The following is a 13925-nucleotide window of genomic DNA, read 5'->3' as shown; positions in this document are numbered from 1 at the left end:
ACAGCCCCATAGGCGGCCGCGGCGGCGAAGCGGCGGGAAAGGCAAAGGACGGAGACAATGACGATCAATCTGCAAAAGCCGGACATCACCGAGCTCAAGCCGCGGATCACCGTATTCGGTGTCGGCGGCGGCGGCGGCAATGCCGTCAACAACATGATCACCGCGGGCTTGCGCGGTGTCGAGTTCGTCGTGGCCAACACCGATGCACAGGCGCTGACCATGTCGAAGGCCGAGCGGCTGATCCAGCTCGGCGCGCATGTCACCGAGGGGCTCGGCGCCGGCTCGCAGCCTGAAGTGGGCCGTGCGGCGGCGGAAGAGTGCATCGATGAGATCATCGATCATCTCTCCAACACCCATATGTGCTTCGTCACCGCCGGTATGGGTGGCGGCACCGGAACCGGTGCGGCTCCCGTGGTTGCCCGCGCGGCGCGCGAACGGGGTATCCTCACCGTCGGCGTCGTCACCAAGCCGTTCCATTTCGAAGGCCAGCGCCGCATGAAGACGGCGGATCTCGGCATCGAGGAGCTGCAGAAATGTGTCGATACCCTGATCGTCATCCCCAACCAGAACCTGTTCCGGCTGGCCAATGACAAGACCACCTTTGCCGACGCCTTCGCCATGGCCGACCAGGTGCTCTACTCCGGTGTTGCCTGCATCACCGACCTGATGGTCAAGGAAGGTCTGATCAATCTCGACTTCGCCGACGTGCGTTCGGTGATGCGCGAAATGGGCAAGGCGATGATGGGCACCGGCGAAGCTTCGGGCGAGGGCCGCGCGATGGCCGCCGCCGAGGCGGCGATCGCCAATCCGTTGCTCGACGAGACCTCGATGAGGGGCGCCAAGGGCCTGCTGATCTCGATCACCGGCGGCCGCGACCTGACCCTGTTCGAAGTCGACGAGGCCGCGACCCGCATCCGCGAGGAAGTCGACCAGGACGCCAACATCATCCTCGGCGCCACCTTCGACGAGGAACTCGAAGGCGTCATCCGCGTCTCGGTGGTCGCCACCGGCATCGACAAATCGGCAGCTGAAATCGCCGCGGCGCCGATCTCGATCCGGGCCGTGCCGCCGCAGCAGAAGCCGGTCAGCCGCCCAGCGGCTCCGGGGGCGGAAGGCCGTCCGGCACCGGTCCAGCAGCAGACCTATGAGCAGCGCGCGGCCGATCCGGTGGCCGAGGCGATCCAGCTTGCCGAGGCCAATGCGGCGGCAATGGCTCGTCCGGCGCCGATGGCCCAGGCGGAAGATTTCCGCCCGCAGAGCAAGATCTTCCAGGCCCCGCCTGCCCAGCCGCAGCCTGTCGTGCAGCAGGTGATGCAACCGGCGCCGATGCGGGAAATGCCGCAGCCGGTGGCTGCCGTACCGCAGCGCATGCCGCGGGTGGAGGATTTTCCGCCGGTGGTGCGGGCCGAGGTGGAAGCCAAGGGCCGTCCGGCCGACCATGAAAACAGCGGGCCGATGGGGCTGCTCAAGCGGCTGACCAACGGGCTGACGCGCCGCGAAGAAGAGCCGGCCCGGTTGCAGCCGGCACAGCCGCGCGAACCGAAACTGCGCCAGGCGGCGCCGGAAATGCGCCGCCTTGCCAGCCAGGATCCGCAGCTTTACGCGCCGCGCCGCGGCCAGCTCGACGATCAGGGCCGGTTGACGCCGCAGACCAGGTCGACCCAGGAAGACGACCAGCTGGAGATACCGGCTTTCCTGCGCCGCCAGGCCAACTGAGCCGTTAACGGTATGTAACACTTGTTAACAGGCAGACGAGAGATTGTCTGCCTGTTAACGTTTAAAGTGGTTTAATAACAAGGCGTTACGATGTGACGCTCAAGGTCTGTCGCGGTTACACAGAGTAAGAAACCGTGATTTGGAGTCTCCCTGACAGACCATTATCTTTGCCGCAGCACTTTCGGTGTGCTGGGATTCGGGGAAGTGGCCCTGCCTGCCGATAAAAAAGAGCCGCGCCTTTTGGGTTAAAGCGGACTTAGGCGTTTGGGCTATGGGGTTTGTCTTGCAAGACTATCAGACGACACTGAAATCGCGTGCAACGCTGACCGGTACCGGCGTTCACAGCGGCAAACCGGTCACCGTCAATTTCCTCCCTGCGGACGCCGACACCGGCGTGCTCTTCCACCTTTCGAACGGAAGCGAGAGCCGCGAGTTCCGCGCGCTGGTTGCCGAAGTCGGCGCGACCGATCTCTGCACCATGCTCGGCGATCCGGCAGGCGAGCATATCGCCACCGTCGAACATCTGATGGCGACGCTTTTCGGGCTCGGCATCGACAACATCGTCATCGAGATCGACGGTCATGAGGTTCCGATCCTCGATGGCAGTGCGGTGGCGTTCGTGGAAGCCATCGACCAAGCCGGCATCGAGACGCTGGCGGTCAAGCGCCGCTACATCAGGGTGGTCAAGCCCGTCCGCATCGAGAATGGCGCGTCCTGGGCCGAGTTCAGGCCCTATAGCGGCACGCGCTTCGAGGTCGAGATCGATTTCGAAAGCCCGGCGATCGGCCGCCAGCTATTCGCCTCCGACATCAACCCCGACATCTTTCGCCAGGATATCGCGCGCGCCCGCACCTTCGGCTTCATGAAGGATGTCGAGCGGCTGTGGGCGGCCGGCTATGCGCTGGGCTCCTCGCTGGAGAACTCGCTGGTGATCGGCGACGACAACCGGGTGATCAACATGGGCGGCCTGCGCTACCCCAATGAGTTCGCTCGCCACAAGACGATGGACGCGATGGGCGATCTGGCGCTGGCCGGCGCCCGTTTCATCGGTTGTTTCCGCTCCTATCGCGGCGGTCACCGGATGAATGCGGCTGCTTTGCGGCGGCTTCTGTCCGACCGTTCGGCCTTCGAGGTCGTCGAGACCACGCGCCGCGAGCGCGGCCGCACCGCCGAGATGAGCGCCGTCACCGGCCCTGTCTTTGCACCTTGGGTGATCTGATTCTTAACGATTTTCTGGCTTTCTGAGCGCGGGCTGGTGTTGCATGAATGCATCACCGGCGGGTGAAAGCGCATAGCGTTCGAGCCAACACCAAGTCGCCACAAAAATGTGCGATTGGCTAGACATAGCGTTGCTGGGCAAGGCAGTTATGGTTTATGGCTGCTGCCGTGTGTTAGGCGCATGTCGCTCAAAAGTGGGGATCAGTTTTGAGGGAACGCCATGCGAAAGGCATTGAACTAACGCCGAAAGGGCGCAATCCAATCATGTTCTTCAAGCGAGTTGGTCAATCGAAAGCGCCGTATCGGGCTGTTTTCCTGGCGCTTTCGGTGGTTGTGCCATCGCTGTTCCTCTCGGCCTGCATGTCGTCCGAGAAAGACGTCGACCTGTCGACCTATGTCGACCAGACCGAACCGGCCGACGTCCTTTACAATCAAGGCCTTGCCAATCTCAATGCCGGCCGCCTGGATGAGGCGAGCAAGAAGTTCGACGCCGTCGACCGCCAGCACCCCTATTCGGAATTCGCCCGCAAATCGATGGTGATGGGCGCCTTCGCCGACTATCGCGCCGGCCGTTATGACGAAGCAATCGGCTCGGCCAAGCGCTATCTGACGCTTTATCCGTCGACCGACGACGCGGCTTACGCCCAGTATATTATCGGGCTGAGCTACTACAAGCAGATCAAGGACGTCACCCAGGATCAGAAGGAAGCACGCCAGACCGTGCAGACGATGCAGGATCTGGTGACGCGCTGGCCGACGTCGGAATATGTCGACGACGCCAAGGAAAAGATCCGTTTCGCCAACGACCAGCTGGCCGGCAAAGAGATGCAGATCGGCCGCTATTATCTCGAGCGGCGCGAATACATTGCTGCCGTCAAGCGCTTCCGCAACGTGGTCGAGAACTATTCCAACACCCGCCATGTCGAAGAGGCGCTGGCGCGTCTGGCCGAAAGCTACTACGCGATGGGCTTGACCTCGGAAGCGCAAACCGCCGCTGCGGTGCTCGGCACCAATTATCCCGACAGCCAATGGTACAAGGATACCTACAAGCTGTTGCAGAGCAACGGGCTTGAGCCGCGCGAGAATGCCGGATCGTGGATATCCAAGGCCGGCAAGCTGATCACCGGCGCCTGACGCCCGAGCATCGACTGAGGCGGACGCGCTTTTCGGATTGATCCGACGCTCAAACAAAAAGATAGTGCGGCGCTGCGACTCCATCGGTCGCATGCCGCTTCACAGCGGTTCAGTGGTTTGATTGAGGCGCTGAACCGTCCTAACTTTTTGTTCTACGCAATTCCGGACGGAAAACCGCTACGCACTTTTCCTGGAATTGCTTGAGGTCCGGGTTCTGATGCTTTCCAGACTGTCGATCCGCGATATCGTCCTGATCGAGAAGCTGGATATCGACTTCCAGCCCGGCCTTTCCGTGCTGACCGGTGAAACCGGCGCCGGCAAATCCATCCTTCTCGACGCGCTGTCGCTGGCGCTTGGCGCCCGCGGCGACGCCTCGCTGGTGCGGCACGGTGCTGCCCAGGGCCAGGTCATTGCCGTCTTCGATGTGCCGCGCAACCACCCGGTGCGCGCGCTGCTGGCCGAGAACGCCATCGAGGATGACGGCGACATCATCCTGCGCCGGCTGCAGACGGCGGATGGCCGTACCCGTGTCTTCGTCAACGACCAGCCGTCCAGCGTCACGCTGATGCGCGACATCGGCCACGCGCTGGTCGAGATCCACGGCCAGCATGACGAGCGCGCCCTGGTCGATCCAGGCGCGCATCGCGAATTGCTGGACAGTTTTGGCGGCCATCTCGGCGCCGCCCGCGCGACCGGCGAGGCGTGGCGCTACTGGCGTGGCGCCGAGCAGGAGTTCGTCAGGCACCGCGCCAAGGTCGAGGCGGCGGCGCGCGAGGCCGATTACGTCAGGGCCTCGGTGGCGGAACTGGCAAAGCTCGATCCGCAGCCCGGCGAAGAGACACAGCTGGCGGAATTGCGTGCAACGATGATGCGGGCGGAAAAGATCGCCTCGGAAATACACGATGCACAGGATGTGCTGTCAGGCCCGTCCTCGCCATTGCCGCAACTGGCCAGCCTGCTGAGGCGCCTGCAGCGCAAGGCCAGCGAAGCGCCGGGACTGCTCGAGGATGTGGTGAAGTCGCTGGACGAGGCGATGCTGTCGCTGGATGCGGCGCAATCGGGCGTCGAGGCGGCACTGCGCGCCACCGAATACGACCCGCAGCGGCTGGAGAAGGCGGAGGAGCGGCTGTTTTCGCTGCGTGCGGCCTCACGTAAGCACAGTGTGGCCGTCGACGATCTGGCGCAACTGCGCGACACCATGTCCGCCGATCTCGCCGATCTCGATGCCGGCGAGGGGCGCCTGCATCTCTTGGAGAAGCAGGCCGCCGCCGCGCGGGAAGCCTACGATATTTCCGCAGCCCAGCTGTCCTCGCTTCGCCACGCCGCCGCGGTCGGGCTGACCAAGGCTGTCATGGCCGAGCTGCCAGCGCTGAAGCTGGAACGGGCCGAGTTCATCGTCGGGCTGACCAGCGATGGCGAAAACCGCACGGAAGAGGGCATCGACCAGGTCGAGTTCTGGGTGCGCACCAATCCCGGTACCAGGCCCGGCCCGATGATGAAGGTCGCCTCCGGCGGCGAGCTGTCGCGCTTCCTGCTGGCGCTCAAGGTGGCGCTGGCCGACCGTGGCTCGGCGCCGACATTGGTCTTCGACGAGATCGACACCGGCGTCGGCGGCGCAGTGGCCGATGCGATCGGCCAAAGGCTGGCTAGGCTGTCGAAGCGCGTGCAGGTGCTGTCGGTCACGCATGCTCCGCAAGTGGCGGCACGTGCTGCGACGCATTTCCTGATCTCCAAATCCGGCGGCTCGGACAAGGTTGCCACTGGCATTGCCGAGATGGACCGGGCGGCGCGCCAGGAAGAGATCGCACGCATGCTGGCCGGCGCCACCATCACCGAAGAGGCGCGCGCAGCCGCGGAACGGCTGCTGCGCGAGAATATTGCTGCAGCGTAGTCGTCGCAAGGCTTTCGGACTGAGTCAGGATATGGCTCCATCCCGCTGTTCAGGAATGCTTTTTCCGAAATCCTGATTTATGGTGCCTCGCCACTGTCCAGGGACCGCTGCATGTCTGAAAAACCAGTCGAATCGTTGAGCGAAAGCGAAGCCGCGGATGAGCTCCAGCGGCTGGCCGAGGAGATCGCCGGTCATGACCGGCGCTATCATGCCGAGGACGCGCCGACGATTACGGACGCAGAATATGACGCGCTGCGGCGGCGCAATCTTGCCATCGAGGAGCGCTTTCCCGGTCTGGTGCGCGAGGATTCGCCCTCGCTGCGGGTCGGCGCCGCGCCGGCGGAAGGCTTTGCCAAGGTGCGCCATGCGGTGCCGATGCTCAGCCTCGCCAAGGCCTACACAGACGAGGACGTCACCGATTTCATCGAGCGTGGCCGGCGCTTCTTCGACCGCGACAAGGACCTCGACATCGCGTTTACGGCCGAGCCGAAGATCGACGGCCTGTCGGCGTCGCTGCGCTATGAACGCGGTGTGTTCGTGCAGGGTGCTACGCGCGGCGACGGCACTGTAGGCGAGGACATCACCGCCAATCTCAGGACCATCGCCGACATCCCCGCCAAGCTGAAAGGATCGGGCTGGCCCGAGACCATCGAGATCCGCGGCGAGGTCTACATGACCTATGCGGAATTCGAGGCACTGAAGGCCCGCTCGGCGGCGGTGGGCGGCCAGGACTATGTCAATCCGCGCAATACGGCAGCGGGCTCCTTGCGACAGAAGGATGCGTCCGTCACCGCCAGCCGCAATCTTAAATTTTTTGCCTATGCCTGGGGCTATACGACAGCGGATCCGGCGCCGACCCAATATGATTCGGTGCAGAAATTCGCCGAATGGGGGTTCAAGGTCAGCCCATTGATGGTGCGGGCGAAGTCTGTCGAGGAGCTGATCGCGCACTACCACAAGATCGAGGAGCTGCGTTCGTCGCTCGGCTACGACATCGACGGTGTCGTCTACAAGGTCGACCAGCTGGAATTGCAGCGTCGCTGGGGCTTTGTCACCGGCGAGCCGCGCTGGGCGGTTGCGCATAAATTCCCGGCCGAACAGGCGATGACGACGGTGCAGAAGATCGACATCCAGGTCGGCCGTACCGGTACGCTGGCGCCGGTGGCGCGGCTAGCGCCCGTCACGGTCGGCGGCGTGGTGGTCGAAAACGTCACGCTGCACAATGAGGACTACATCAAGGGCTTCGACAGCAACGGCCTGCCGATTCGCGACGGCATCGATGTCCGCATCGGTGACACGGTTGTCATACAACGGGCGGGCGATGTCATTCCGCAGATCGTCAGCGTCGTCGTCGACAAGCGGCCGGCTGATGCGGTGCCTTATGAATTCCCGCACATTTGTCCGGTCTGCGGCTCGCCGGCGACGCGCGAAATCAACGAGAAGACCGGCAAGGAGGATTCGCGCCGGCGCTGCACCGGCGAGCTGATCTGCGCCGCGCAGGCTGTGGAGCGGCTGCGTCATTTCGTGTCGCGCGGCGCGCTCGACATCGAGGGGCTGGGCGCCGAGAATATCGACCTGTTCTTCAATTCGGGACTGGTCAAGACCGCCGCCGATATCTTCACCCTCAGGGATCGCCGCCCGGCCGTCACCAGGGCGCTGGCCGAGCGGCGCGAGGAGCAGGCCAGGCTGCGCGAGGCGGCATCGGGCAAGGCGCGCAAGAATGTGCGCGGTGTCGAGGACCGCAATTATGAAGGCCTCGACAAGCTGTTCGCGGCCATCGATTCGCGCCGCGAGCCGGAGCTCGACCGCTTCATCTTCGCACTCGGCATCCGCCATATCGGCGAAACGACGGCGGCCGTGCTTGCGCGGACGTTTTCGACCGTCGAGGAGCTGATCCGCGTCGGCAAGGAAACGGCGGCGGCTGAGGATCCGCACAGCGTCTTCCCCTCCATCAACGGCATTGGCGATACAGTGATCGATGCGTTGCGCGATTTCTTCGGCAATGAACGCAATGACGACGTGCTCGACAGACTGCTCGAACAGGTCAAGCCGAAGCCGTATGTCGTCACCGTGTCGACCGACAGCGAGGTTGCCGGCAAGACCATCGTCTTCACCGGCACGCTGGAAAAGATGACACGCTCCGAAGCCAAGGCGATGGCCGAACGGCTCGGCGCCAAGGTGGCGGGTTCGGTGTCGACGAAGACCGATCTGCTGGTGGCCGGGCCGGGCGCCGGCTCCAAACTGAAGCAGGCCAGCGAACTCGGCGTCGAAGTCATCGACGAGGACACCTGGCTGCAACGGGTCGGCAAGGCGTGATGGCCGGTTCGTTCAAAGGGTTCGGGCAAAAGGCCATACCGTTCCTCAAGGCGCTCGACTTCCACCAGAGCCGCGAATGGTTCCAGGAAAACCGCGCGCTTTACGACAGCGAGTTGCATGAGCCGTTCTGCGATCTGGTCGAGACGCTGACCGAGCGCTTCGCGGCGGCGGGTCTGGGCTTGCGCGGAGACCGCAAGAAGTCACTGTTTCGCATCAACCGCGACGTGCGCTTCGCCAAGGACAAGCGGCCCTACAACCAGCATTTGTCGGCCATGCTGTCGCCGGATGGCACCAAGATGGAGCAGGGCGTGTTCTTCGTCTATGTCGGGATCGACCGCTGCTTTGCCGATGTCGCCTGGTGGAATCCGGAGCCGTCCCTGCTGCTGGCGATGCGCAAGGCGATCGTCGCCCGGCCGGCCGAGTTCCGAAAACTGCTCTCAACGCTGAAGAAAAACGGCTTCGAACTTGAAACCGAGGGCCGCATGAAGCGCACGCCGCGTGGCTTCGAGCAGGTCAACGAACCCGATCTTGTCGACGCCATCCGCAACCGGCACTTCTATGTCCAGCACATGATCGATCCGGCTGGAATTCACGCGCCGACGCTGGTCGACGAGCTTGTCGATTTCGCCTTGCGCGCCAAGCCGCTGCTCGACTGGGGCAGGGCGATCCAGGGCACGGCACCGCGGAGCTAAATCAGCCCGGCGCACTGCACGGCTACATCCGCATCAAAAGACCACCGTCGACTGCCAGTTCGATGCCGGTGATGTAGCTTGCCGCATCGGAAAGCAGGAATAGCGCGGCATTGGCCATGTCCTGCGGCGTGCCGATGCGGCCGAGCGGCGCATAATTGGCAACGGCCGCGCGTTTCTCCTCGGTGTCCCAGCGCGCCTGCAGCGGCGTCAACGCCATGCCCGGGCAGATCGAATTGGAGCGGATGCCATCGCCCGCCAACTGCATGGCGAGCGACTTCGACAGCGCACAGACGCCGGCCTTCGATGCCTGGTAGGCATCCTGCGGGGTCGGATCGCCGCGATACCACTGGATGGTGGAGAAGTGCACCATGGCGCCGCCGCGTCCGCCGGCCCGCATATGGGGAACCACCGCCCGCGCGGTGTGGACGAAGGATTTCAGATTGATGTTGAAGACCTGGTCCCAGACATCGAGGTCCATCTCGAGGGCCGATTTGTCGCGATCGAACCAGAGCACGCCTGCGACATTGGCGAGATAATCGATGCCGCCGCGCTCGCGGCCCGCGGCGTTGATGGTCTGCTCGACGAAGGCGGCGTCGGTGAGGTCGCCCTGGGCAAAGGTGAGCCGGTCGTCATAGGCGGCAAGCGACGCCGGACGCGGCTTGACGTCGATGGCGGTGACCGAGGCGCCGGCATCGAGCAGCGCCAGCGAGATCGCCTCGCCCATGCCGCCACCGGCGCCGGTGACGACCGCGTGCCTGCCGGTGAAATCATAAGCGATCATCCGAACCCCTCATTTGTTTTTACAACATCAGTTTCGCTGATTTGTTGGCTCAAGCGAATTCGTCTGACTTTTCAAACGCCGGCTCCTACATACCAGCGCGAGATGGGAATGTGACATGTCGGCAGAGACCTTAAGCGAAAATTCCGTGGCCAGCGACTTCTGGGACGGCGTGCGGCTGTCGATGCCGGTGGTTGTCGCCGCGGCGCCATTTGGGCTGCTGTTCGGCGCCATCGCCGTCGACAACGGCTTTTCCGTTCTCGAAGCTTTCTTGATGAGCGCGCTGATCTTCGGCGGCGCCAGCCAGATGGTCGGCATCGAATTGTTCGGCCAGCATGTCGCGCCATGGCTGATCGTGCTGTCGATCTTCGCGGTAAACTTCCGTCACGTGCTTTACTCCGCCAGCATCGGCCGGCGAATCGCGCACTGGCCGGTTATCAGCCAAGCGCTGGGCTATTTCGTGCTCACCGATCCGCAATTCGCGGTGGCCGAGCGTAAGGCCGAAGCCGGCGAGACCGTTGGCTTTGCCTGGTACATGGGGCTTGGCCTGCCGGTCTATGTGTTCTGGGGGATCGAGAGCGCGCTGGGCGCGGTGTTCGGCAAGCTGATCCCGGACACGCATGCGCTCGGCATCGACTTCCTGCTGCCGATCTATTTCCTCGGGCTGGTCATGGGCTTTCGCAACCGGCCACTGTGGCTGCCGGTGGTGATCGCCAGCGCCGCGGCGTCGATCATTGCCTACAAAACTGTGGGATCGCCATGGCACGTCTCCATCGGCGCCGTTGCAGGCGTGCTTCTGGCCGTCATCCTGCCGCCGCACCATAGCGGTGTGGAGGCAAAACGATGAGCGCGACCTTGTGGATCATCATTGCCGGCGCGATCGCCACCTATCTCACCCGCGTCGGCGGCCATCTGGTAATCTCGCGCTTCGACCACATCCATCCACGCGTCGAGGCTGGCTTGAACGCCGTGCCGGCGGCGGTGTTGACGACGCTGGTGGCGCCCGCCGCACTCAGTGCCGGACCGGCGGAATGGGCGGCGCTGGTCGTCGCCGCTGTGGTCTCGCTGCGCGGCGGCCTGATGGCGATGTTTCTGGCCGGGGCGGTGGTGCTGGTCCTCGCGCGGCAGTTTGTGGCATAGGGCGCCTGCGCGCGGAACAATTTCGAACTGTCGGCGCCGCCCCTCATTGCCCTGCCGGGCGTTCGTCACTCGAAAAGCCAAGCAATTGGCTTTTCGTCCGCTTCGCGGACCGCTCCTCACCTCCCCGTATAGTGACGGGGAGAAAGAAGCTCATTTCAGATCTTGGCGTCGTGCGGCAGCGGCGCTGTCGCTTTCTCCAGCCAAGCCAGCGTCTCGCCGTCGAGCATCGGGCCGATCTCGGCCAGCACCCAGGCATGGTAAGTATCCAGCCAGTGCAACTCCTCGCGCGTCAACAGGTCGGTGCGGATCAGCCTGATATCGATCGGCGCCAGCGTCAGCGTCTCGAAACCGTGCATGGCGATGTCGCCGCCCTCCACCTGTTCAGCCGGTGTCACCAGGATCAGGTTCTCGATGCGGATGCCGTAGGAGCCTTCCTTGTAATAGCCGGGCTCGTTGGACAGCATCATGCCGGCCAGCAGCTTTTCGGTGCCGGTGCGGGCGATGCGCTGCGGCCCTTCATGCACGGCCAGATACGAGCCGACGCCGTGGCCGGTGCCGTGGGCAAAGTCGCAGCCATGCTTCCACAGCGCCATGCGCGCCACTGCGTCGATTTCCGAGCCGCGCGTGCCGGCGGGAAAGCGCAGCGTGGAAATGCCGATCATGCCCTTCAGCACCAGCGTAAAGCGCTCGCGCATCTCCTCGGTCGGCTGGCCGATCGGCACCGTGCGGGTGATATCGGTGGTGCCGTCCTGATACTGGGCGCCGGAATCGAGCAGGAACAGCTCGCCCTTTGCCAGCTCGCGGTTGGTGGCGCGCGACACGCGGTAGTGCATGATGGCGCCGTTCGGACCGCTGCCGGAAATGGTGTCGAAGGAGACGTCGCGCAGCGGCATCTGCGTTTCCTCGCCGGTCTGCCGGCGCACCTCCTCCAGCTTGGTGACAACGGTTATTTCGTCGAGCGTGCCCGGCTTTTGCCGTTCCAGCCAGCACAGCAGTTTCGCCACGGCCGCCCCGTCTCGGCGGTGCGCCGCGCGGCTGCCGGCGATTTCCGCCTGGTTCTTGGTGGCGCGCGGGATGCGGGCGGGATCGGCTGCAGAAACAAATGTGCCGCCATTGTCTTCGACCAGCATTCTCAGCTTGTCCGCCGCCAGCACCGGGTCGAGCGCGATCTTGGCGCCGCCCTTGGCAAGGGTAACGACCGCCGCCTCGAATTCGCCGGGCTCGTGCAGATCGGCGAGTTGGGTGAGATAGGCGGCGACCGTGCGCGAAAACTTGCGCTGGTCCATGAACAGCTGGTGCTTGCCGTCGGCGGCAAGGATCGCGAAGCCGAGCGCCAGCGGCGTGTGCGGCACGTCACCGCCACGGATGTTGAAGGCCCAGGCGATCGAGGAGGGGTCGGTGAGCACGGCGTGCGTCGCGCCCTCCTTGCCGATTGCCGCCACCAGCCGCGCCAGCTTGTCCTTGGCGAGTTCCCCGGCAAAGCCGATCGGGTGGATTTCGACCGGCGCCACGGGCGGCGCCGGCTGATCCTTCCAGATGATGTCGATCGGGTTCCTGTCGAGCGGCACCAGCGTCGCGCCGGATTGCTCGGCCGAGGTTTTCAGCGCCTTGACCTCAGCGATCGTGTGCAGCCACGGGTCGAAGCCAAGCCTGGCGCCCTTGCCGAAATTGTCCTTGATCCAGGAGGCCGGCGGGTTGTCGACGAGACTCTCGATCGCAAAAATGTCGAGATCGACCTCGTGGCGCACTTGCAAGGTATAGCGGCCATCGACGAACATGAAGGCGCGGTCACGCTGCACAAGTGCTACGCCGGCCGAGCCGCTGAATCCGGTCAACCATTTCAGCCGCGCCGAGCGATCGGCGACATACTCGCCCTGGTGCTCGTCGGCGCGCGGCACCAGGAAACCGTCGAGGCCATTATCCGCCAGCCATCGCCGCAGCAACGTCACGCGCGGCTTGCCGACGCTGGGGTCGCCTGCGGAATCGAAGGTCTGGAACATGGTATGCCTCCTGTATCGGGCGCGACCGTAGCGCATGACCCGGAAAACCGGAATCAATTTTCGCCAATCGCAACAGGCTCGGATTGGTCCAAAGCGCGTTGCGTCTCAGTGCTTCAGGTGGATCGTCACCCAGCCTTCGCGATGCAAGGTCCTGACATGCCGGAAATTCTGGCCGACATAGGCCGAGATCACCGCATTGCACTGCCGCTCGAGGATGCCGGACAACACGATCGAGCCGCCGAGGCTGATGTGCCTGGCCATCTCAGGCGCCAGCCGCATCAGCGGCCGCGCCAATATGTTGGCGACGATGAGGTCGAAAGGCGCGCGCTTGCCGAAGATCGGGTGGTGGAAGCCGGGCGCCGTCACCGTTTCGACCAGCGCCTTGACGTGGTTGAGGCGGGCATTGGCGGCGGCGACCCTGACGGCGATCGGATCGATGTCGGTCGCCAGCACCGGAATATGCGCCAGTTTGGCGACGGCGATCGCCAGCACCGCGCTGCCGGTGCCCAGGTCGAGGGCATTCCTGGGACGTTCGCGGCGCACGACCCGTTCCAGCATTTCGAGGCAGCCGGCAGTGGTGCCGTGATGGCCGGTGCCGAAGGCAAGGCCGGCCTCGATCTCGATGGCGAGTTCGCCGCTGTGGCGCTTCCGGCGGTCATGCGCGCCATGGACGAAGAAACGTCCAGCGCGCACCGGCTTCAGTCCCTCCAGCGAGCGCGCCACCCAGTCGATGTCGGGCAAAACCTCGCGCTCGATCGGCTTCGACAGGGACAGTCCGGCAAGGCTGTCCCTTAGCCGCGCCTCAACCGCGTCGACATTGCCGTCGGTGTAGAGCGAAACCTCATAGATGTCGCGATCTTCATCGACTTCGAGCACGGCGATCGGCAGGCCTTCATCCTCGAAAGCCGGTTCGAGCGCGGCAAAGATGCGGTCGGCCTCGATCTTCCCAGCGATGAAGTGGAGCCTGGTCTGACCCATCAGCTGGTCTCTTGTTTGAGCATGATCTCTGGACAACACTTTTCTGTCCGAGAAAACCGGAA

Annotated in this window: 11 protein-coding genes; 8 read left to right on the top strand and 3 right to left on the bottom strand. The window is 64.0% G+C overall.

From position 1 onward, the window contains the following. The first annotated feature begins 57 nt into the window (after nucleotides 1-57). The 6 genes from ftsZ (at nucleotide 58) to NKI64_RS11635 (ending at nucleotide 8967) form a co-directional block, all read left to right on the top strand. The gene (ftsZ, locus tag NKI64_RS11660) at nucleotides 58-1716 is read left to right on the top strand and encodes a cell division protein FtsZ (protein ID WP_023756376.1); all 1659 of its coding nucleotides are present in this window, start codon (nucleotides 58-60) and stop codon (nucleotides 1714-1716) included. 271 nt (nucleotides 1717-1987) lie between these two features. Then, nucleotides 1988-2935, top strand: a complete 948-nt coding sequence (gene lpxC / locus NKI64_RS11655; protein ID WP_023668283.1) for a UDP-3-O-acyl-N-acetylglucosamine deacetylase — start codon at nucleotides 1988-1990, stop codon at nucleotides 2933-2935. A 263-nt stretch (nucleotides 2936-3198) separates the two neighbouring features. Continuing rightward, a complete protein-coding gene (locus tag NKI64_RS11650; protein ID WP_023668284.1) occupies nucleotides 3199-4068 on the top strand; it encodes an outer membrane protein assembly factor BamD in 870 nt (289 codons plus the stop codon). 217 nt (nucleotides 4069-4285) lie between these two features. Further along, nucleotides 4286-5959 carry a DNA repair protein RecN gene (recN, locus tag NKI64_RS11645; protein ID WP_023753531.1) on the top strand — a complete coding sequence of 558 codons (1674 nt, stop codon included), beginning with the start codon at nucleotides 4286-4288 and terminating at the stop codon, nucleotides 5957-5959. Between the two features lie 111 nt (nucleotides 5960-6070). After that, nucleotides 6071-8275 (top strand): NAD-dependent DNA ligase LigA, encoded by a 2205-nt coding sequence (gene ligA, locus NKI64_RS11640; protein ID WP_023749130.1) that lies wholly within the window; start codon nucleotides 6071-6073, stop codon nucleotides 8273-8275. Further along, complete coding sequence (locus tag NKI64_RS11635; RefSeq protein ID WP_023712440.1) at nucleotides 8275-8967, top strand: DUF2461 domain-containing protein; 693 nt, start codon at nucleotides 8275-8277, stop codon at nucleotides 8965-8967. The genes ligA and NKI64_RS11635 overlap by 1 nt, the downstream gene beginning before the upstream one ends. A gap of 22 nt (nucleotides 8968-8989) precedes the next feature. Here NKI64_RS11635 and NKI64_RS11630 read toward each other — a convergent pair whose 3' ends face one another. Then, complete coding sequence (locus NKI64_RS11630; RefSeq protein WP_352668051.1) at nucleotides 8990-9748, bottom strand: SDR family NAD(P)-dependent oxidoreductase; 759 nt, start codon at nucleotides 9746-9748, stop codon at nucleotides 8990-8992. Nucleotides 9749-9863: 115 nt separating this feature from the next. Here NKI64_RS11630 and NKI64_RS11625 point away from each other — a divergent pair, with 115 nt between their 5' ends. Together NKI64_RS11625 and NKI64_RS11620 are read left to right on the top strand one after the other, a co-directional pair. Then, nucleotides 9864-10592 carry an AzlC family ABC transporter permease gene (locus NKI64_RS11625; RefSeq protein WP_023668289.1) on the top strand — a complete coding sequence of 243 codons (729 nt, stop codon included), beginning with the start codon at nucleotides 9864-9866 and terminating at the stop codon, nucleotides 10590-10592. Continuing rightward, nucleotides 10589-10885, top strand: a complete 297-nt coding sequence (locus NKI64_RS11620) for an AzlD family protein (RefSeq protein WP_023741691.1) — start codon at nucleotides 10589-10591, stop codon at nucleotides 10883-10885. The genes NKI64_RS11625 and NKI64_RS11620 overlap by 4 nt, the downstream gene beginning before the upstream one ends. Before the next feature lie 155 nt (nucleotides 10886-11040). On the opposite strand, the gene NKI64_RS11615 is transcribed toward NKI64_RS11620, so the two are convergent. Together NKI64_RS11615 and NKI64_RS11610 are read right to left on the bottom strand one after the other, a co-directional pair. Then, on the bottom strand, nucleotides 11041-12885 hold the full coding sequence (locus NKI64_RS11615) for an aminopeptidase P family protein (RefSeq protein ID WP_352668048.1): 1845 nt from the start codon (nucleotides 12883-12885) through the stop codon (nucleotides 11041-11043). 105 nt (nucleotides 12886-12990) lie between these two features. Further along, a complete protein-coding gene (locus NKI64_RS11610; RefSeq protein WP_023682125.1) occupies nucleotides 12991-13863 on the bottom strand; it encodes a 50S ribosomal protein L11 methyltransferase in 873 nt (290 codons plus the stop codon). Between the last annotated feature and the right edge of the window lie 62 nt (nucleotides 13864-13925).

The sequence above is a fragment of the Mesorhizobium sp. M0478 genome (assembly GCF_040321305.1).
GTDB lineage: Bacteria > Pseudomonadota > Alphaproteobacteria > Rhizobiales > Rhizobiaceae > Mesorhizobium.
This window is presented reverse-complemented; position numbering and strand designations above follow the sequence as displayed.